Here is a 20,244-nt window from a genome sequence, read left to right as displayed (position 1 = left end):
AAAAATGCAAAAGGTGTACAGCATCAATTGAGGTGCTGTACATCCTGTTAGTTAAAGGAGGTAAGAAAATGGCATTTCCAAAAAACTTTTTATGGGGCGGTGCTATGGCTGCCAATCAGTGTGAAGGAGCTTTTGATGCAGATGGAAGAGGTTTGTCCAGCTGTGATCTGCTTCCTGCCGCAAAAGAGCGATTTATGCTTTCTAAAGGAGAGCTTCCTTTGTCAAAAATGGATGATTCCTATTATTATCCGGCTCGTTATGGTATCGATTTCTATTATCACTACAAAGAAGATATTGCCTTGTTGGCAGAGATGGGATTTAAATGTCTTCGTATTTCCATCGCATGGACAAGAATTTTTCCTAATGGCGATGATGAACAGCCAAATGAAAAGGGACTTGCGTTTTATGAGGACATTTTTAAAGAATGTCGTAAATATGGGATCGAGCCATTAGTAACGATGGCACACTTTGACGTTCCTGTACACTGCATTGAAAAATATGGAAGCTGGCGTGATCATCGGATGATTGATTTCTATAAACGATATGCACAAACGATATTTACCCGTTACAAAGGGCTTGTGCATTATTGGATCACATTTAATGAAATCAATATGTTGCTGCACTTGCCATATGTGGGCGGCGGCATTATTTTTGAAGACGGTGAAAACAAAGATCAAGTAAAATATACAGCTGCTCATCATCAGTTGATTGCCAGTGCATGGGCAACAAAGATTGCACATGAGATCGATCCAGAGAACAAAGTGGGCTGCATGTTAGCTGCCGGTGTCACTTATCCTTATACTTGCCATCCGAAAGATGTTTGGAAAGCAATGCAGGAAGATGATAAAAACTACTTCTTCATTGATGTACAAGTACGCGGAGAATATCCTGGATATGCGAAAAAGAAGTTAGAACGTTTAGGAATCCAGTTAGAAACGACTGAAGAAGAAAAGAAGATCTTGAAAGAAAATACGGTTGATTATGTATCCTTTAGTTACTATGCGTCCCGTTGTGCCAGCGGAACTGAGGAAAATGCAGAAATTACAGACGGAAATGCATTTGCGTCACTCAAGAATCCATATTTGGAAGCTAGCCAATGGGGATGGCAGATCGATCCATTAGGTCTTCGTATTACACTGAATGATTTATATGATCGATATCAAAAACCGTTATTTATTGTTGAAAATGGATTAGGCGCAAAAGATGTGTTGGAAGATGGAAAGATCCATGATGAGTATCGTATTGCATATTTAAGAGAGCATATTCAGGCAATGAAGGCGGCTGTTGAAGAAGATGGTGTTGATCTGATTGGTTATACATCCTGGGGCTGCATTGATTTGATCAGTGCATCAACGGGAGAGATGAGCAAGCGTTATGGATATATCTATGTGGATCGTGATGATGCAGGCAATGGAAGTTTAAAACGAATCAAGAAAGATTCTTTTGACTGGTATCAAAAAGTAATTGCATCGAATGGAGAACAATTATGATCATCCATATAGCAATGTACCAACTCAAGGACAAGACAAAAAAGCAGGACATGATCAAAGCTTTGGAAGCATTAGAAACTTGTCCGTTTATTCAAAATAATATGGTACAGGAAACCTGTTTTCCACAGCTGCCAACTTTGCCGTCTCCATTATTTGGCGATGTGGCGCATATTGCCGCTTTCAAAGATATGGAAGATGCAACAAACTATCCGGAAAGCGAAGCACATCAACAATTGATGAAACAGACAAATGCGTATATTCAACAAGTGATGACCATGGACTTCGTTGACGAAACAAATAAATTGATTTAAAATTTTCAGTAATAATATTACTGGAGATGGAGAATGATGAGAGAAACAAAACTAGGATTTAAAATTTATTATCTATCAAAATTGATACGTAATAATATTGATAGAAACCGTTCAGAAAAAGATTTTACCGGCATGCAGGGACGTGCTTTGCATTTCCTTTTAGGTCAAGAGGATGAATGCGAAGTATTTCAAAAAGATATTGAATTTGAGTTTCAGATCAAACGTTCCACTGCAACAGAATTATTGCAGGCATTGGAAGAGAAAGAATATATCAAAAGAATTCCAACAAGTTATGATGCGCGTTTAAAAAGGATCTATTTGTTGCCGAAAGCGAAAGAACTGGCACCAAAAGTAGAACGACAAGTCAATGTGATTGACGAAATTATAAAAGAAGATATTACTGAAGAAGAATTAAGGACCTTCACAGAAGTTTTGGACAAAATGATTGAAAATATGAAGAAAGTCGAATAAATCGACTTTCTCTTTTACCTAATTAGTTCGTAAAACGAACTAATAAAAGGAGGAAATATGGAAGAAATTGCAGCTTTTTTTAAGAAAACCGGATTATTTTATATTGCGACCATCGAAGATGGAAAACCGCGTGTTCGACCTTTTGGAAATTTAATGATCCTGCAGGGTGCTTTCTTTATCAATACAGGAAGAAAAAAACGTTTCTATGCGCAGATCCAACAAAATCCTTATGTGGAAATCTGCGCCTTTGATAAAGGGACTTGGTATCGTGTAGAAGCAAAGGTAACAGAAGTTGATGATGAGAAGATCAAAGAGCAGATCATGGAGGGAGATCCTTTTGTGAAAAAGAATTATGCGCAGCAAATGGAGAACCTGGTTGCTTTGCGATTAGATGAAGTGAAAGCGTATCGTTGTCAGTTTAACAACGCACAGTGTGTATATGAACAAAAAGACTAAAATTATCATTTGTATTCTTCTCATTTCTTTTGTGCAGATGTCTACCAATGGTATTTCTGCAATCTTGGTCAATATTCAGAATCATTTTCCAACTGTGCCGACTTCGCTGGTTCAGTTGTTGATGACATTTCCTAGTTTGTTCATCATTATATTTACGATGATATCCGCATATTTATTGCGTTATTTCAGCAAAAAGAAATTGATTGAAGCGGGTTTGTTTCTCGTTTGCTGTGCCGGGGTCCTTTCTTATTTCTGTTATAATTCATTGCTTTTATTATTTGTAGGAGCTGGTTTATTGGGAAGTGGAACCGGGTTATGCGCTTCGTTCGCAATATCCTTGATTTCCGATTATTTTGCAGCAAATGAACGTCAAAAGATCATGGGCTGACAAACTGCCGCTTCCAATTTAGGAAGCATGATCATGACGTTTGTCGGCGGATTGCTTGCTTTGATCAGCTGGCAAAGCAATTATATTGTTTATTTTATTGCACTGCCTGGCTTGCTTGCAACGCATTTTTGGCTAGATGATAGAAAGGTCGATCAGCAACAAGGCGGTTCGATCAAAGACTGCGGTTATAGTCTGCACTTATGTCTTTTGATCATCTTGTTCATGGTGTTTTTCTATATTGGACCAACCAGCATTGCGCTTTCATTGGCAGAAAAAGGATTTTCTGATCCAAGTTTAGCGGGAACCGGTTCAACATTATTCCTGTTAGGCGGTACACTGTGTGCAATGTGCTTTGGCAAATTACATCAGTATCTGCAAACGTATTGTATTGCGATCGGTTTTCTTCTGCTGGCAATTGGTTTATTCGGTATGGCAATTGCAACAGCATTGTCTGTTTTTTACCTGTTCTGCTTCATTGCAGGCAGCAGTATCAGTTTGGTCATGCCAAAATGCATGCTGCTGATTTCCTTAAATGAAAAGAAAGAATCGGTATCATTGGCAACAGCCCTTGCCATGTCGGCCAGTAATGTAGGAACATTGATTGCTCCAGGATTTACAGTCATTTGCGGTGCATTGAATCAAACACTTACGACACAGAGATTGTACCTTGCTTGTTTGCTTTGCATTTTGATCTTTGTGATCATGATCGTTTTAAATATAGTAGGAGGACGAAGTGTGAATAAAACTGTAAAAAAAAAGCCGACTTAAAAATAAGTAGTAAAAATATCGAAAAAATTTATAAGTTGATTTGAATAGAAGATATATCAATGCCGGATTGTTTCAAAAAGTTTAATGCTTCTTCAACTGTTAGTGATTGTTTGGTATCGGATCGTGGATTCATGAAGGATTCATAATCCGTTGGTTGAAATACTTCGCCTGTTAGGATCATGTGATAGATACTGACCAACATCATGCGTGCGATCGCAATGATGGCTTTCTTGTGACCACGTCGTTTCTTGATATTGGAATACTTTCTTCCAAAATAAGATGTCTTATCTTTGATGGTCGATAAAGCACATTGGACAAGCAGTGGTTTGAGATATTGTCCAGCTTTGGAGATACGAACTGACTTTTTCTTGCCGGCACTTTCGTTGTTGGCAGGAGAAAGTCCAGCCCAACTGACAAGTTGTTTGTCGGATTCAAACTGAGACATATCGATTCCTATTTCAGAGATGATCAGAATGGCCGATAAGGAACTAATTCCTTTTATTTGTGTGATATGCTGGAAAGATTCGCGTAAAGGATAAGCCCGCTTGACCAATTCTGCTTCACATGAATTGATGAGTTGATCCAAGTACTCCATATGATTCAATGATTTTTCCATCTTGAATCGTTGATCCGCTTCGATGTGATAGCCGTGAAGGGAGTCTAGTATCTTATCTTTGTTCTTACAATTTTTGTGAATGAGTTTTAAGATCTTGTCATCATCAATCACGTTTGGCTTCATGACTTCTTTCATGATATTGGAAGCTGTCTTGCCAAAAGGATCGGAGACAACAGAAGCTAATCCGATATTGGAAACGGTCATACAGTTCTGATAACGATTCCGTTCTGAAGAACGCATGCAGACCAGCTTGTATCGGTAACGGGCGATCTCACGCAGTTCTCGGATTTCTTTTGGAGGGATAAACGAGAATTTGATCAGATCATGTTTGAAGAGATCACAGATCCATTTGGAATCTTTCTTATCAGTTTTTTTGCCTTTGATGGCTTTGACATACTTGGGATGAGTTAAATGGACATTGATCTCACCTTCAAGAATGTTGAAGATAGGGATCCAGTATTTACCGGTAGATTCCATGCAGACATCACAACAGTGATAAGAATTCAGCCAATCCTTTAAACGATATAGGTCCGAGTTTAAAGTGGAAAAAGATTGTTGGAAATATTCTGTGATGTTCGACTGTCTATCGGTGATACCAATAGTAGCGACGACCAGATCTTTGTGAACATCCATGCCACAGCAGTTGAAACGAACGATTTTCATTGCCATATAAAAAAGCTCCTTTCATACAAAAGGAGAGGTGGCATTGACTGTCATCAAAGCGAATCGACAACAGTTGATTGAACAATCATAAGTGTCCAGGCTCAAAGTCCTACTTATTTGTGCTTGATATGATGACGGCAACTTATAAAAATACAGGATATTCAATTGAGTAGAATTCCTACTCACCTCCACGTGCTCTGTAGTGTACCACCTCTCTTATATGGTAACACGAAAAAATGAGACGTGTGAGATTTATTGATGAAATATTTGTGTCCGCGCGACCTTAGGCGCGGGGAAATGGAGGAAAAAATGAAAGATAAAATTGTAGTGATCAGCGGCGGTGCTGGAGGTATTGGCTATACTTGTGCAGAGACATTTAAAAAAAGAGGGGCAAAGGTCATCATCTTGGATCTTGCCAGCGAACGTTTAAAAGAAATTGGAAATACGACAGATTACGCAACATATGCTTGTAATTTGACAAATATTGAAGAAATTCAAGCGACAACAAAAAAAATTATTGCCGATTATGGAAAAGTAGATGCCTTGATTCAAGTTGCTGGTTTGATGCGTAATGAAGACAGCTTCCATATTACACCGGATTCTTGGGATCTGATGTTCAACATCAATGCAAGAGGTACTTTCTTCTTAGCAAAAGCAATGGTAGAAGGATGCATGAAAGAAAACGGCGGGGCAATCGTGAACTTTGCCAGTGCGGCAGCGATCCGCGGTTTCATGGGTTCTATGGCATCTCCGCATTACGGTGCAAGCAAAGCAGCTATCATTTCATTAACGCAGCAGTTAGCTTGTGAATGGGGGAAATATAAAGTACGTGTCAATGCAGTCGTACCTGGCGGTGTGTTGACAGAAGCGATGAAGAAAATGAACTTTGATCAATCTTCATTTGATAATATTCCATTGCGTTCTTTGTCTGAGCCCCAAGACATTGTAAATGCAGTTTATTTCTTGGCAAGCGATGAGGCAAGAATGATCACCGGACAGGCACTGGTAATCGATGGAGGGGCTAACAGCGTCGGTCAATAAAAAAAAAACAATACAGACATCATTCTGTATTGTTTTTTATAGAAATAAATTTTATGCTGTCCATTTTCTTTCAGTAACGATGCGAATCGTCTGTATGATCACCATCAAAGATAGAAAACTAAAGATGGAAATAAAGATACTGTTGGTGATGATCCCGGAAGCGATGACAACGGAGCCGTCGAGTACAAATAAAATCACGCTAAGTTTCAGAAATTGGAAAACATGCTGGATCAATAAAGCAATGACATCGGTTCCACCGGTTGCACAATCATGATTTAAGGCAATACCGATTGCACCGCCAACCAATATACCGCCAATGGCCCCTGCCACGATCAGTTCAACTATCGGATGGATTTGCTGCAAAGGAGCAGTGACGGCGATCGTCGGTATGATCTTCATGAATAAAGGCGATGTTAAAGTAATATAGAGTGTCTTGATTCCGAAACTTTTTCCTAATACGATAGTGGATAAGATCAACAAAGGAATGGAAATACATAAAGACATCGTACTGACTTCAACATGCAAGATAGACGAACAGACGATGGATAAGCCTGTGATGCCTCCAGGTGCTAATCCTGTGGAAGAAAAGAAAAAGTTTACAGCAACAGCAGTCATGATCGCAGCGACCGTGATCCAAAAATAATCTTTTATGATTGTTTTCATACAAAAAACCTTTATAAAAAGAACTCAATGAGTTCTTTTTTATTCAAGATTGAATTTTGCGGCTGCTTCATCAATTGCTTTGCGGCAACGACGAACGCCAGCAGCAGGTCCATCTGGATCTTTGAAGATAGCGGAGGATAATACGATGACATCCGGATTGCATTCAATTAATTTTTCCATATTATCTGCTCGTAAACCGCCATCGATTGCCAGTTCGCATTTTGGATTTTTTTCATCGATCATTTTTCGTGCGCGCTGTACCAGATCGATTGCGCTCTTTCTCCAGCCCCAGTTATCTTTTCCATCTGTTTCATCTACACCATGTGTCACTATGTGCAGACGATCGATATCGTAGATGCTTTCATCTACAAAGCAAAGCGGTGTGTAACATCCAAGAGTCAAGCCGACTTTTAACTTACGCTCACGGCACCAGTTGATGATATATGCTAATTGTGCGCCGATGAAATGTTCAGCAGGAATGATCAGCATGTTTGCTCCAGCTTCATAAATCTGTTGAATAAACATTTCATCCATGCTTACTGTATAAATATGACATTCAATTGGTTTGTCTGTTTCCGGACGAATACCGGCGATGATCTGATGACCGCCCATTAATTTCATATTTTGCAAGTCATGCATATCAGCAGCATCTGAATGTATGTAATCTGCACCCGCATCACTTACTTCTTTGACTAAATCAGCGATTCTTCCATAATTTACGTGAGCCAGACCAGCGGCAATTTTAATATGTTTCATTATCTGTTTCCTCCTTCTTTACGTCTTCATTGTACGCTTTGCGAATCAGCCTGTGCAATAGCCAGCGAAAGAAACACATTACCTAATGATAAGGCAATTTATCAACATTAATAGAAGAATTGCCATAAGATAATGGCAATGAAGTAAAATATTATCATACGCTTACATAAGATAAGTGATATATAATAGGATTGTAAAAGTTAATAAAGGAGGCAGTATCATGTTTGGCTTTAAGAAAAAATCGGCACCTAAAGAACTGGTTGCAGTTGTTGACGGGACATTGATTCCAATCGAAGAAGTAAAAGATCCAGTTTTTTCTCAAAAGATGATGGGAGATGGATATGCGATCGTTTCAACTGGAGATACGATCTGTGCATGTGCAGACGGAGAAGTAACGATGGTATTTCCAAGCGGACATGCCGTTGGCTTGACGCTTGCGGATGGAATGGAAATATTGATCCATATCGGAATCGATACGGTAAATGAGAATGGACAAGGGTTTACCTGCCTTTGTAAAAAAGGACAAAAAGTACATGCCGGCGATGATCTGGTAAAGATCGACCGCGCATATTTGGAAGGAAAAGGTTATGATCTTTCAGTGATCGTTATCTTTACAAAAGCTGATGCCTATAAGTCATTTGAATTGGCGCAGGATAAGACAATGAAAGCAGGCAGCACTATTTCCGCAACTTATACCCATTAAATGAAGGCACTATTGCTGAGATAGTGCCGTTTTCCGTCTTATTGGATCATTTTTCTGATTATAGTACTCTTTCACTGCATCTTTCAGACGAAGAATATCATAGTTGTGTAAGAGCGGGTTGATCAATAAAATAGGAATATCTGTTTTTAAGGAGATCTCAATGGTAGATATGATCAGATCGATATCTGTCATATCACAATGATGGATGGACAGGAAACTTTCCTGATCCACAATGTCGATTTCATTGATCTGATGGATCAGTTTTTGTTTTAAGATTGCAGCTGCAGCTGTTCCTTCATGAGTGACCAGGATGGTGCGCAACGGTTTTTTCAGTCTTTCCAATGAAGCTGCAAGATGCAAGGCAAGATAGCTGATCTCATCGTCACTGACGGTGCAGTGGAAGCGCTCTTCAATACAGTGGATACTGTTTTTTACAACAGCCAGCGTATGTTTATAGAGGTCGTGGATCTCGGGCATCAAGGGATTTTCATTTGGAATGTTATGACGAAAACGAGTGATGGAAGGACAAAGATGTGCATAAATAGACTTCTTTAATTCTTCATCTTTCATGAATGGAACACCCAATTGTTCGCTCCAGGAGGTCAATAACTGGTCACATAATTCCCGAGCCTCTTTTTGATCTTTCTCATTGGTCAATTGTGGACCTTGCATCGATAGAAAATACAGTTGTAAATAATGTGTTTCCACCGTTGGGATCTGTATGCGGTAATGATTCGCCAAGCGGTCTGTAATTTCCTGCGCTTCTTTAAAAAATGGTTCACTGTTTAATTCCTGGATAAATTCATCAGACAAAGTGATGATATGATGCTCTTGTATTCTTAAGTAAGCAGCATAAATTCGCAGCAAGATAATGATGATGGAATGAAAATCCAATGCTTTGATATAAGAGTTGTGTGCGCGCAGGATGCAATGAACAAAATCTTTTATTTCATCATCGGTTGCTTCTAATCCGGCAAAGACCAAAGCACCGGTGCAGTGATAAGAGGCATTCTGTACGATGTCGATGAAAAGTTGGTAACCATTATCTTCCAACATCAGTTTTAATAAAAAATTGCGTATATTCTTCTCTTTTCCTTCGATACTGATCCCGTTGTTGTTTTTGCGGTGCAACTGGATACCGAATAATTCCATGTTTTTAGAAAGAGATAATAAATCCTTATGGATGGTTGCTCGGCTGACATAGAGCTGTTCACTTAATTCATAGATGCGACAGTTGTCATAAGATGCCAGTTGCATGCCGATAAAAGTCTGTCGGGCGGCAGGAGAATGTTCGACCACAGAGGTATTCTTTTTACGAACATTTTCAAGAATGCGGAGTTTTTGACTGTGAGAACCTTCGATACATACGCCAATACCCGTTTTCTTTATTAAGTGCAGCTGATTATCTGTTAACCATTCATCTACTAACAAGAGATCATTACGGATGGTCTTATTGGAGACAGACAGCTGTTCACTTATTTTATCGATCGTAATGTATGACTCTTGTTCCAGCAAGACTTCTACAATTTTTAGTACGCGTTTGTTGATCACACACATCCCCCCTTTATATATGCATTATGCGTTTCAAAAGAAAATCTGTCAAGTTTCGTCAGGATGAAAAAGCCGGGCGGTCCATCAAAATATAGTATATTGGAAAGGAAGTAGATACGATGAATATACAAGAAGAAATCATACAAATGAAAGAAGAGCTTTTATCTGATCTTGCAGCGCTGGTCGCTGTTCCCAGTGTGATGGATGAAACTAGTAAAAGTGAAAATGCTCCTTTTGGGAAAGAAGTACGGAAAGCATTCGATATCTTTTTGTCCATAGCAGAAAGATTAGGATTTACTGTACATGATGATGAAGGGTATGCAGTTGATGCCCAAATCGGTGAAGGAGAGGAGTATGTCGGTGTTTTAGGACATCTTGATGTGGTGGAAGCCAGAGGACAGAGTGGGTGGAAAAGTGATCCGTTCACAATGAAAAGAGAAGGAAACATGTTGTATGGAAGAGGCGTAAATGATGATAAAGGACCTTTATTAGCTGCTTTGTATGCGGCTTATTTAATAAAAAAACAAGGGCTTTCCTTAAAATATCCGATACGGATCATTGCTGGGGGAGCAGAAGAGACCACTTGGGAGTGCATGCAGCATTATTTTAAAAAGAATCAGCAGCCAATCTGCGGCTTTTCTCCAGATGGAAATTTTCCGATCGTCAATGGAGAGAAAGGAATCTTGCAGTTTCGTTTTATTTTTCCTGCAGTTGAAGGGGTCCGTTTTCATTGTTCGCAACGTACCAATTATGTGTGTGACGATCTGCAAGTCATATTACCTGCCTCCTGCGGCAATTATCCAAATGCAAAACAAAAAGAGGAAAGAAAACAAGGTTTCTATTTGCATTATCAAGGCAAGAAAGCATTGTCTAGAAATCCCCAGCGCGGGGAGAATGCTGTTTTTTCTTTCCTAAAAGATATAGATGATAGCAAACAACTGCCAAAAGGACTGGAATCGATGATCTGGATGCTGAAGGAGTGTTTCGAAGATGATTTTTATGGTGAAAAGAGTCATCTGGCATCCGAAGATGCCGCAATGGGAAGAAATTCAGTCTGTGTAATGTCGATCAATGATTGCTTTGAAGGAATCGAAGTCTGTGTCGATGTTCGTTATGTCAAAAGCACGACAAAGGAACAATTGTGGCAGCAGATCACGGCTTTGGCTAAACGATATCATGCGCAGGCAGAGATCATCCGTGAGAAAAGACTGCTGTATGTGGAGGAAGACAGTCCACTGATCCAGGCATTGCAGAAAGCGTATCAAAAAGTCATGCATGAAAAGGCAGAGGTATTTACAAAAGGAGGAGCATCGTATGCCCGCATGTTAGATCATGGAGTGGCTTTTGGAGCTACTTTTGATGGAGAAGATACGCATGTACATATGGAAAATGAGTGCCAGAAGATTGATTCTTTGCTGAAAGCTTTCGAAATCTATTATGAGAGTTTATACGAATTAGCAGTCGAAAAATAAAGAAAAATTTACAAGCTCAATGAAATCGTTAACAATTTGTCAAAAATTACCACAATAATAGAGAAATGATTTAACTTATTATCACATTTTCTTTTGACATTGTCTGATAAACTGAAAGTAGAAAAAAGGAGGAACAAGCAATGAAAAACATTCAGGCAAAACTTCAAACATTTGCCGGGGCAATGATGGTTCCGATCATTCTGCTTGTCTTGGTAGGTTTCTTCGTAGGTATTGGTAGTGCATTTACGAATTATATCCTGCCACAAGGAAATATTCTGTATAATTTGTTCACGATGATCTCAAATTTAGGATTCTTCTTTATGAACAACTTACAGCTGTTCTTTGCAGTGGCGATCGCATTCACATTAGCTAAGAAAGAAAAAGGCTGGGCCGCTTTCGCCGGTATGATCATGTATTTCTGTTTTATGAGAGGAATTGAAGGCTGGGCAGCATTGGAAGGCTGGACAGCTGAAACGACAACAGTGGAGGCATTGATGGCAAATGGCTACACTGAGCAAGCTGCGATGAACTTCAATGCATTGTGGTCAAGCTGCTTAGGCATCTACGCATATAATATGGGTATCTTCTCAGGTATCATTGCCGGATTAGTCACAGCAGCACTGCATAATCGTTTTGTGGATACAAAACTGCCGGCGATGTTCGCGTTCTTTGCAGGTACAAAATTTGTTATTATGATGGTAACGTTGGTTTCCGTTCCGTTGGCAATCGTGGTATACTATGTATGGCCGTACATAGGAGCTGTATTGCAAGGCATTACGGCATTTATCAACACGAGCGGTTTAGTGGGAACATTCGTGTTCGGTACATTAGACAAGATGTTGCTGCCATTTGGTATTCACCACTTGATTGCTTTCCCAATTGAATATACTTCGGTTGGTGGAACGATGACGATTGATGGCGTTGTTTATGAAGGTGTTAAGAATATCATCAATGGACAAGCAGCTAGTGCAGATGCAACTGGTTATATCACAAGAAACTTTACGACTGGACGTGTATTATTCCAGCTGACAGGTCTTCCAGGTGCTGCATTTGCCATGTATCGCTGTGCAAAACCGGAAAATCGCAAGAAAGTTGCTGCATTGTTGATCCCAGCTGTATTCACTTTGGCAATGGTTGGAATTTCAGAACCAATTGAGTATACATTCTTGTTCGTAGCTCCAGCACTTTACTGGTTGGTATATGCTCCTCTTTGTGGTTTGTGCTATGTGGTTGCTGAAATTACACAGATTTCAATCAATGGAAATGCTTTGCTGTTTATGATTCCAAACTTATTCCAGCCGCATAAAGTACATGCAATGAGCTTGATCTATTTATTACCATTGACATTTGTTGTTTATTACTTCGTATTTAAATTCTGCATCATCAAATTTGATCTGAAGACACCTGGCCGTGGTGACGATAATGATGAGATCAAATTGATGAGCAAGAAAGAATACAATGCAATCAAAGATGCAGAAGCAAACGGTACACCAGCAGATTCATTGGAAGTTCGCATCATTGAAGCATTAGGTGGTGCAGATAACATTGAAACTGTCACTTGTTGTGCCAGCCGCTTGCGTGTAACAGTAAAAGATGATGCATTGGTTGCTCCAGACGAAGCATGGAAGAATTTCTTGGAAGCTCTTGGAGTTGTCAGAGGAAAGAATTCAATTCAGGTCATCTATGGTGTACGTGTCGTTAACATTACTACTGCAGTTAAGGATATTCTACACATTGACTAAAGATACAGGCAGAGTGTAGAGCTCTGCCTTTTTATTACAGGAGGATCGATATGAAGAAAAAAGAGATGATTCGGCGAAAGAATAAATTGAAGCAGGTAAAGAATTATCGCTATCTAAAGTATGCACAATATGCTTGTATCTTGATCATCGTATTATTTTTGATTTATGTAGTCGGCATGTCAAGCGCATATAGCCAAACATATGAGGAATTGATCAGCGGAAATCCTGTGGTGATCACGGGCTTTATGATCTGTACCGCAAATCTGTATGCATGGTGGATCTTAAAGCATTTCAATGAAGATATTCAGTCATTTGAGCATATTGAAAGTATTCGTATCAATCTGATCGTATTAGCTGTTTGTCAATTCTTATTATTTAATTTTGTATCTACGATCTTAATGATCATGTCTTTAGTAAAATATTTCCGTTGGAAGCCGTTCTCTTTAAAAGGGTCTCTTCAGGAAATCAAAAAAGATGGGCAACTGTCGGTTTTAATTACTACAGTGGTCGTAATGGTGTTGTTTGTGGCTCTCGTCTTTGCTTTATTCTTTGCGATTCGAGGTTGAGAGAGTAGCTTTGTATAATTGCAGATCTGGCAAGAAAAGTGCCATGACAAAAGAAAACCGAAGGTAATCAGCCTTCGGTTTTTTTAGATTCCACATTGCTGGATCGCACGTGCAACACCTGCACCATCTTGGTTATCTACGACAGCGTCACACATTTCTTGTATAGCGGAAGAAGCATTGCTCATGGCGACTCGCCAGCCAGCACAGGCAAACATCGCTTGATCATTATTGGCATCCCCGCAAGCAATCACTTGATCTTTGCTGAGATGAAGCATTTGGCAGATGGTTTGCAAGGTGCTTCCTTTATCTACACCTTTGGCAGTGATGTCAAAGCTGATCGGACGATAATCCGTCACTGTGACAAGATCGGCATTTTCGATGAGCCGGCGGTATTTCTGCATGACAGCACCGTCTTCATGAAAGGTCAATATTTTTAATATATCATGCGCTTGTTCTATTAACTGCTGAGCAGAAAGATCTGGAAAGGAGCGAACCTGCAGGTCTTTGCGAAAGAATGGATTCAGATCATCGTACAGAAAACGAGGATCATACGGAACATTTGCATAATAATCATGCTTTCCTTTTAGAAATAGAGATACACCGCAGTTCTCTGCCCGCGTAACAAGAAATGCTATCGCTGAAGGATCGATTGGCTGTTCGATGCAGGTACCATTGCATTCATAAATACCCCCATTTGCAGCCACTACTTGTACATCCGGATGGATGCGGTCGGCAATCATCCGCGCAAAGCTATAAGGGCGTCCCGTCACTAAATAGACGAAGACGCCCTTTTTTAGACAGCGCCGGATAGCTTCTATATTGGCAGCAGCGATCGAACCATCCGCCTGCATCAAAGTACCATCGATGTCTGTTGCAAGAAGATGAATGTTATTCATAAGCATCCTGTAAGATGGCTTCTAATTCTTCACGGGTGCCAAAAGGTAAATGATCGAGGATCGGACTTGCTTTGATTTCTGCAAATTGTTCTGGTGTAATACCAAAGTCTTTCAATTTCTTATTCAAAGAGATGCTTTCCATAAAAGATGTAAAAGGCTGGAGCAGATCTTCACTATGGAAGATAGCGTTTGCTATTTCAGTAAATACCGCCTTCTTTTTCTCCAAATTGTGTTGGATAAACGGTGGAAATACAACTGCCAGAGCTTCTCCGTGCGTCATATGTACGATACCGCCGATGATCTCTGATAACGGGTGTGGTGCATCCGCGCCAGAATTTGCTAAAGCACGTCCGGCAAGTGTATCGGCTAAGCTCATTGCTTCACGGTAATGCAGCTCTTTTGGATCTTCCATCACCTTTGGCAAATTTTCTACGACCAGACGCATTGCTTCCAATGCATCCATTTTGCTGTAATGGGATGCACGTGGATTGATATAGGCTTCAAATGCATGGGTAAAAGCATCAAATCCGGTAGCTGCGCTCATTCGCTTTGGTAATGTCAGCATCAGCTCGGGATCTAAGATGCATTCCTTTGAAAAGTTATCTGTATGATAGAATGTAATTTTTTCTTTTCCGCGCGTAATGACAGCGGCCTGTGTGACTTGTGATCCGGTGCCGGAAGTTGTAGGCACACTGATGATCGGCAGGTGCTGTCTGCTGTAAGAGGGATATACCTCAAAAGGGGAACCATAGGCAGAAAAGATATGGTCCCAGTCAATTTGTTCTAGACCATTGCAAAATGCAATCGATTTTGCTGTATCGATGGAACTGCCGCCGCCAACCGCTAAAACAAAATCACACGGGTCTTTTTGCAAACGGGCAAAACCGCGTTCTACCATCTGCGCATCGGGATTTGGCATTACTTCATCAAAATGAATGACTGAAATGCCTGCATTTGTCAAACTTTCTTTGATACGCGTATATAAAGGCTGCAATGGCTCATCCGGGGTGGTGACCATAAAACAGCGATTGCCGTATCGTTTGCAGATTTCTGGTAATTGATCTAAAGAACCTGCTCCAAAATGTATGCGTGTAGGTTGATAATATTGAAACATAAGAGAATCCTCCTTTACTATTATTCATTATAAACATAGAAAGTGGATAAAAAGGTACGGACTGTACGTATTTTCTACCGCAATGTTAAGGAAAAAAATCGATGTTGCCGGACATTTGCAAAAGGATGCTTTTGTTATACTAAAAGAAAGGAGGTTCATTTATGCAATATTTTATTGATAGTGCAAATAAACAAGAAATCCAGGAAGTGCTGCAATATGGCATCAAGGGCATTACAGCCAATACGACAATGTATCGAAAGGAACACATCGGCGTACAAGACTTTGTAAGAGAATGGAGCCAGAAGAAACCTGCTTTTTTAAGCGGAGAAGTGATCGGAACGTATGAAGAGATGCTGGAACAAGCTGAGCAGTTATTAAAGATCTATCCGCAAACTGTCATCAAGATCAATTTTTCAAAAGATGGATTGCGTTTGGCTTCCTATTTGCATGAAAAAGGTGTGCAGACGGCAATGACTTTGTTATTTACAGTAACACAGGGGATCGCTGCCATCCAGGCTGGTTGTGACTATTTATTTTTCTTCATCGGAAGAAATGAAGAACAGGGATGGGATGGCATGGAGGCGATTGCTGCTTTACAGGAGATCATCGATCATAGAAAGTATCATGCAAAAGTAGTAGCTGCTTCAATCAAAAATCTGTATCAATTAGAAAAATTAGCACGTTGTCCTATCGCTTATGCAGCAGTTCCATATGCACTCTATATGCGTTCACTGCAGCATCCGCTGACAGAAAGCGGTGCTTTTACGTTTCAAAAAGATTATCAGGAAAATGAGATGAATCACAAATAATATCTTATTTTACCAAAAGAGAAGGATCTTTTTTCTTAAGCAGGAAATTAGGTTCTTTTTTCTTATGAAGATACCAGAGAAGCAAACTGGTCCCTTTTGCAAAAGAGGTGATTGTTAATGCCCACCATACACCATTGAGGCCAAGAAACATTGACAGGACATAGGCAAGGGGAATACGGGAAGCAGTCAGGGTAATGCTGACGATGGAAGGCGGCAGGGTATGGCCTAGGCCATTGAAAGAACTGGCCGCAACATATTCCAGACACATAAAGGCCTGCGATAATCCCAAGATGCGGAGGTAATCTATCCCAAGGGGCAGCAAGTCTTTTTCACTGATGAAGATCTGAAAGATCATTCCCGGGAAAACCAACAGTAATAAGGAAGTAAATGCACCCCATAGCAGCATTACTTTTAAAGAAACATAAAACCCTTGTTCAATTCGTTTCGGATTATTGGCACCATAGTTTTGAGCAATAAAGGAATTCAAAGCTGCGCCATATCCTTCTGCACTCATCCAGGAGATCGATTCGATCTGAGATCCGACTTTTTGTACTGCAATTGCCCCGTCGCCCCAGGAAGTGATCATGCGGGCAATGACCATGGAAATACAGGAAAATAACATACTTTGCAGTGCAGTCGGTAAACCTAAACGCAGAATATCTTTGATTGCGTCAGATTCCGGCTTTGAAAATAAATGGATGAAAGGAAATAATACGCTGTCTTTTTTAGCTGCGTATAAGAATAGCAATGTAACAATTGCCTGTGCAAGAATAGTGGCGATCGCAGCTCCGGTCACTCCTAGAGCGGGAAGGGGGCCAAATCCGAAGATAAACAATGGATCTAAAACAATATTGAGTACCAAACCGATAGCAGTGGCCGTAAAGGTGGTCCTGCTGTTGCCCATGGCAGTGAAGATACCAGTAAAGATCTGATTGAGAAAAGAAAAAATCACCAGACCACAGGTGATGAGCAGGTAATTATGCGCATCTTGGATCACTTGCGGCGAATGCAGTTGAAAGAAACTGATCATTGCAGAAGAAAAGAACAGACAAAACAAGGAAAAACAACAAGCAAATAAAATGGCAAGGATCATTGCGCCGTGTGCATATTGACTAGCTGTTGCTGTATCATGATCACCTAATGCATGCGCCACTTTAATTTGCGATCCCATTTTGGCCAAAGTAGCTAATCCGTTAGAAAACCACATGAACATGCCGGCAGCTCCTACAGCAGCAACAGCATCTGCGCCAATGCGTCCGATCCAGATCATATCTGTGAGATTATATGCCATTTGAATCAGACTGGCAGCCATGATCGGGATTGCCAATGCTCCTAAGGATGGCAGGATCGGCCCCTCTAACAAATTGATATACTTGCTCATTGCATCTCCCCCTTTATCCGCGATGAAAAAACTGTATCATGTGTTCAGTTTAGAATCAAGAGATACCGGTTATCTTTTCTGATCAGTTGTTTTCTGCATTTTTTTCAATGTATCCTGCAAACTGTAACGAATATGTCCATCTCTGCCTATGGTTGTCTGTGCCTGTAACAAGGAGGAGTAGATAGCTTCTTCACAGGCTTCGATACCGGCACGAAAGACGAGATCGATGTAAGACTCATTTAAGATCGTTCGCTCTTGAAAAGGAGCAGCATCAAAATGCGGTATATCCACACCGGTAGAAAAAGCAATAACGATATCCCCGCTGCCGTTTCCCATCCAGGAACCGGTTTTTGCCAACGCAATCGGCATGCGTTTACAAAGCCTTTTTAATTGTCTGGAAGAGAGAGGAATATCCGTGGCCAAAAGGATGATGATCGATCCTTGTTCGACTGATGAATCCGTAAAAGTGGAAAAATCATAAGATGAGAAGGAAAAATCTTGCTTTCTGCCGAAGTTTGTCAAAACCAATGCACCAATCGTATAGTTTTGTCTGCCAATGGAAACAATACGTGAGGAAGAGCCGATACCGCCTTTCATTTCAAAGCAGCTCATTCCTCTTCCGGCTCCTGCGCTGCCAAGTGCAAAATCTGCAGATGCATTCTGTATGGCATCATAGACATCCTGTTCGCATACAGCACAAGCACGAATATCATTTAAGTAACTATCGTTGCATTCGCCTACAACAACATTGATCGTCCCGGCAGAAAGTCCGATTTCTTTATTTTGTTTCAACATGTATTTTACCAAGGCTTGCTGCACGATTCCTACACTGAGCGTATTGGTCAGTGCAATCGGACTTTCTAATGTACCAAGTTCTTCGATTTGCAGCAAACCTGTTGTTTTGCCATATCCATTGATCACATGCACGGCTGCGGGACATTTGTGCATAAAGATATCCTCCCTGGGTATGAGGATGCTGACACCGGTCTGGATGTTTTCGTGACTGCAGGTCTTATGCCCTACACGGATCCCTGCAATATCACAAATTGTATTCTGTTTTCCTTTTTTCATTTGTATGCTCCATTTCTTTTCTTTCAGCATAGCAGAAAAGTGCATATCTGAAAATAAGCAAAAAAATAGAAGGGTAAAAACAGGCATGCTATAATCTGCATAGAGGTGATACAGTGGATCAGGAACAATATGTACAACAGGCCATTGTGCTTTGCAAACAATTAGAAAAACAGCGTTTATGTTATACAGGGGAAGATCTGTATTATCATGGCATCATAGGAACGATAGAAATCTTATATGATCAGAATTGTTGTTCGCCGACCCAAGATGTTTTATTTGCATTTGAAGGAGAAGAACGCCGTCGGATCATGGATGCCAAAGAGTGCATTCATTTTTTAGGAAACTGCAGACCGGTATAAAACGTTCTTGCATTTTAACAGCTCCTTGCGTATGATTAGAAGAAAGAAAATTTGGAAGGGAGCATGTATATGGCAGAAAAGACAACCGCATTAATTTTAGAAGGCGGAGCTTTAAGAGGCGTTTATACGAGCGGAGTACTGGATGTGATGATGTTGCATCATTTGAAGATCGATCATGTGGTCGGGATCTCTGCAGGCTCTTTAAATGGATTGTACTATGTATCCAATCAAATTGGAAAAGCCGCCGAACTTAATCTGAATTATGTACGCGATTCCCGTTATATGGGAATGTCCCATCTGGCAAAAGAAAAAAGCTTTTTTAACTTTGATTTTGTTTTTCAAGACATCTTTAATGAATTGATCCCGTTTGATTTTGATGCCTTTCAACGCTCAGATATTCAATTCTGGGCAGGCGTCACAAACTGTGCAACAGGAAAGATCGAATTTATCGAAAAGCGGCAGCAGGATGATTTTTTAAATGTATGCCGTGCTAGCAGCAGTATCCCCATCTTATGTTCTCCAGTAGAAATTGATGGTCAATATTATGTAGACGGCGGCGTGGCATGTGCGATTCCTTTGTTTGAAGATCTGCCATTTCATGCAGACCGCTTGGTATTGGTATTGACACGGCATAAAGGCTATCGTAAAAGCAGCGTTCCGGAACCTTTGCAAAAATTTTATCGTCATCATTTTAAAAATGCACCGGGAATGATCGATCGTTTGGTGACTGCACCGCTTCGCTATAACGAAAAATTAGATGAGATCGAGCAGCTAGAAAAGGAAGGAAAAGTATTTGTGATCCAGCCAAAAAAACCGGTCAGTGTTTCACGGATTGAAAAGGATGTAGAAAAACTGACTGCACTTTATCAAGATGGCAGAGAAGATATGGAATTTGCTTATCGCTCTTTGCATTCATTTCTTGCACAGTAGGAAAAACACCTCTATAAACGAATCTGG

The 20,244-nt window shown here is 40.3% G+C and carries 22 protein-coding genes; 14 read left to right on the top strand and 8 right to left on the bottom strand.

Features of this window, described 5'->3' with window-relative positions:
• Nucleotides 1-68: 68 nt before the first annotated feature.
• Genes BQ9859_RS01715 through BQ9859_RS01690 form a run of 6 tightly spaced genes read left to right on the top strand, consistent with a single transcriptional unit; the run spans nucleotide 69 to nucleotide 3,884 of the window.
• Nucleotides 69-1,490, top strand: coding sequence for a 6-phospho-beta-glucosidase (locus BQ9859_RS01715; RefSeq protein ID WP_075876497.1), 1,422 nt, complete (start codon nucleotides 69-71; stop codon nucleotides 1,488-1,490).
• Nucleotides 1,487-1,801: a Dabb family protein gene (locus tag BQ9859_RS01710; protein WP_075876495.1), complete on the top strand. Its 315-nt coding sequence runs from the start codon at nucleotides 1,487-1,489 to the stop codon at nucleotides 1,799-1,801. The genes BQ9859_RS01715 and BQ9859_RS01710 overlap by 4 nt, the downstream gene beginning before the upstream one ends.
• Nucleotides 1,802-1,834: 33 nt before the next feature.
• Nucleotides 1,835-2,272, top strand: a complete 438-nt coding sequence (locus BQ9859_RS01705; RefSeq protein ID WP_075876493.1) for a MarR family winged helix-turn-helix transcriptional regulator — start codon at nucleotides 1,835-1,837, stop codon at nucleotides 2,270-2,272.
• A gap of 57 nt (nucleotides 2,273-2,329) precedes the next feature.
• Nucleotides 2,330-2,728: a pyridoxamine 5'-phosphate oxidase family protein gene (locus tag BQ9859_RS01700; RefSeq protein WP_075876491.1), complete on the top strand. Its 399-nt coding sequence runs from the start codon at nucleotides 2,330-2,332 to the stop codon at nucleotides 2,726-2,728.
• Entirely contained in the window at nucleotides 2,712-3,116 is a 405-nt protein-coding gene (locus BQ9859_RS01695; RefSeq protein ID WP_075876490.1) for an MFS transporter, read from the top strand. The genes BQ9859_RS01700 and BQ9859_RS01695 overlap by 17 nt, the downstream gene beginning before the upstream one ends.
• Before the next feature lie 27 nt (nucleotides 3,117-3,143).
• Nucleotides 3,144-3,884, top strand: a complete 741-nt coding sequence (locus tag BQ9859_RS01690) for an MFS transporter (RefSeq protein ID WP_083662599.1) — start codon at nucleotides 3,144-3,146, stop codon at nucleotides 3,882-3,884.
• Nucleotides 3,885-3,912: 28 nt separating this feature from the next.
• Here BQ9859_RS01690 and BQ9859_RS01685 read toward each other — a convergent pair whose 3' ends face one another.
• A complete protein-coding gene (locus BQ9859_RS01685; protein WP_075876486.1) occupies nucleotides 3,913-5,169 on the bottom strand; it encodes an IS110 family RNA-guided transposase in 1,257 nt (418 codons plus the stop codon).
• A gap of 252 nt (nucleotides 5,170-5,421) precedes the next feature.
• Here BQ9859_RS01685 and BQ9859_RS01680 point away from each other — a divergent pair, with 252 nt between their 5' ends.
• On the top strand, nucleotides 5,422-6,204 hold the full coding sequence (locus tag BQ9859_RS01680; protein ID WP_083662598.1) for an SDR family NAD(P)-dependent oxidoreductase: 783 nt from the start codon (nucleotides 5,422-5,424) through the stop codon (nucleotides 6,202-6,204).
• Between the two features lie 51 nt (nucleotides 6,205-6,255).
• Here the strand turns inward: BQ9859_RS01680 and BQ9859_RS01675 are convergent, their stop codons facing one another.
• The gene (locus tag BQ9859_RS01675; protein ID WP_075876482.1) at nucleotides 6,256-6,867 is read right to left on the bottom strand and encodes a YitT family protein; all 612 of its coding nucleotides are present in this window, start codon (nucleotides 6,865-6,867) and stop codon (nucleotides 6,256-6,258) included.
• Nucleotides 6,868-6,906: 39 nt separating this feature from the next.
• The gene (locus tag BQ9859_RS01670) at nucleotides 6,907-7,623 is read right to left on the bottom strand and encodes a ribulose-phosphate 3-epimerase (protein ID WP_075876480.1); all 717 of its coding nucleotides are present in this window, start codon (nucleotides 7,621-7,623) and stop codon (nucleotides 6,907-6,909) included.
• Between the two features lie 220 nt (nucleotides 7,624-7,843).
• Here BQ9859_RS01670 and BQ9859_RS01665 point away from each other — a divergent pair, with 220 nt between their 5' ends.
• Entirely contained in the window at nucleotides 7,844-8,326 is a 483-nt protein-coding gene (locus BQ9859_RS01665; protein WP_075876479.1) for a PTS sugar transporter subunit IIA, read from the top strand.
• A 9-nt stretch (nucleotides 8,327-8,335) separates the two neighbouring features.
• Here BQ9859_RS01665 and BQ9859_RS01660 read toward each other — a convergent pair whose 3' ends face one another.
• Complete coding sequence (locus BQ9859_RS01660; protein WP_235846368.1) at nucleotides 8,336-9,877, bottom strand: BglG family transcription antiterminator; 1,542 nt, start codon at nucleotides 9,875-9,877, stop codon at nucleotides 8,336-8,338.
• 119 nt (nucleotides 9,878-9,996) lie between these two features.
• On the opposite strand from BQ9859_RS01660, the gene BQ9859_RS01655 reads away from it, so the two are divergent.
• The 3 genes from BQ9859_RS01655 (at nucleotide 9,997) to BQ9859_RS01645 (ending at nucleotide 13,657) form a co-directional block, all read left to right on the top strand.
• Nucleotides 9,997-11,349 (top strand): Sapep family Mn(2+)-dependent dipeptidase, encoded by a 1,353-nt coding sequence (locus BQ9859_RS01655; protein WP_075876477.1) that lies wholly within the window; start codon nucleotides 9,997-9,999, stop codon nucleotides 11,347-11,349.
• 140 nt (nucleotides 11,350-11,489) lie between these two features.
• Nucleotides 11,490-13,091, top strand: coding sequence for a PTS transporter subunit EIIC (locus BQ9859_RS01650; protein WP_075876475.1), 1,602 nt, complete (start codon nucleotides 11,490-11,492; stop codon nucleotides 13,089-13,091).
• Between the two features lie 50 nt (nucleotides 13,092-13,141).
• A complete protein-coding gene (locus BQ9859_RS01645; RefSeq protein ID WP_075876473.1) occupies nucleotides 13,142-13,657 on the top strand; it encodes a hypothetical protein in 516 nt (171 codons plus the stop codon).
• An 83-nt stretch (nucleotides 13,658-13,740) separates the two neighbouring features.
• On the opposite strand, the gene BQ9859_RS01640 is transcribed toward BQ9859_RS01645, so the two are convergent.
• Nucleotides 13,741-14,553: a Cof-type HAD-IIB family hydrolase gene (locus BQ9859_RS01640; protein WP_075876471.1), complete on the bottom strand. Its 813-nt coding sequence runs from the start codon at nucleotides 14,551-14,553 to the stop codon at nucleotides 13,741-13,743.
• Nucleotides 14,546-15,667 (bottom strand): iron-containing alcohol dehydrogenase, encoded by a 1,122-nt coding sequence (locus tag BQ9859_RS01635; protein ID WP_075876469.1) that lies wholly within the window; start codon nucleotides 15,665-15,667, stop codon nucleotides 14,546-14,548. The genes BQ9859_RS01640 and BQ9859_RS01635 overlap by 8 nt, the downstream gene beginning before the upstream one ends.
• Nucleotides 15,668-15,828: 161 nt before the next feature.
• Here BQ9859_RS01635 and BQ9859_RS01630 point away from each other — a divergent pair, with 161 nt between their 5' ends.
• The gene (locus BQ9859_RS01630) at nucleotides 15,829-16,476 is read left to right on the top strand and encodes a transaldolase family protein (protein ID WP_075876468.1); all 648 of its coding nucleotides are present in this window, start codon (nucleotides 15,829-15,831) and stop codon (nucleotides 16,474-16,476) included.
• A 4-nt stretch (nucleotides 16,477-16,480) separates the two neighbouring features.
• Here BQ9859_RS01630 and BQ9859_RS01625 read toward each other — a convergent pair whose 3' ends face one another.
• A complete protein-coding gene (locus tag BQ9859_RS01625) occupies nucleotides 16,481-17,857 on the bottom strand; it encodes an MATE family efflux transporter (protein ID WP_075876467.1) in 1,377 nt (458 codons plus the stop codon).
• Nucleotides 17,858-17,926: 69 nt separating this feature from the next.
• Nucleotides 17,927-18,928 (bottom strand): P1 family peptidase, encoded by a 1,002-nt coding sequence (locus BQ9859_RS01620; protein WP_075876565.1) that lies wholly within the window; start codon nucleotides 18,926-18,928, stop codon nucleotides 17,927-17,929.
• A 113-nt stretch (nucleotides 18,929-19,041) separates the two neighbouring features.
• Here BQ9859_RS01620 and BQ9859_RS01615 point away from each other — a divergent pair, with 113 nt between their 5' ends.
• Both BQ9859_RS01615 and BQ9859_RS01610 read left to right on the top strand, forming a co-directional pair.
• Nucleotides 19,042-19,287, top strand: a complete 246-nt coding sequence (locus BQ9859_RS01615) for a hypothetical protein (protein ID WP_075876465.1) — start codon at nucleotides 19,042-19,044, stop codon at nucleotides 19,285-19,287.
• A 69-nt stretch (nucleotides 19,288-19,356) separates the two neighbouring features.
• Complete coding sequence (locus tag BQ9859_RS01610) at nucleotides 19,357-20,217, top strand: patatin-like phospholipase family protein (protein WP_075876563.1); 861 nt, start codon at nucleotides 19,357-19,359, stop codon at nucleotides 20,215-20,217.
• The last annotated feature ends 27 nt before the right edge of the window (nucleotides 20,218-20,244 follow it).

It is taken from the genome of Merdibacter massiliensis, assembly GCF_900155395.1.
In the GTDB taxonomy this organism is placed as follows: domain Bacteria; phylum Bacillota_I; class Bacilli_A; order Erysipelotrichales; family Erysipelotrichaceae; genus Merdibacter; species Merdibacter massiliensis.
This window is presented reverse-complemented; position numbering and strand designations above follow the sequence as displayed.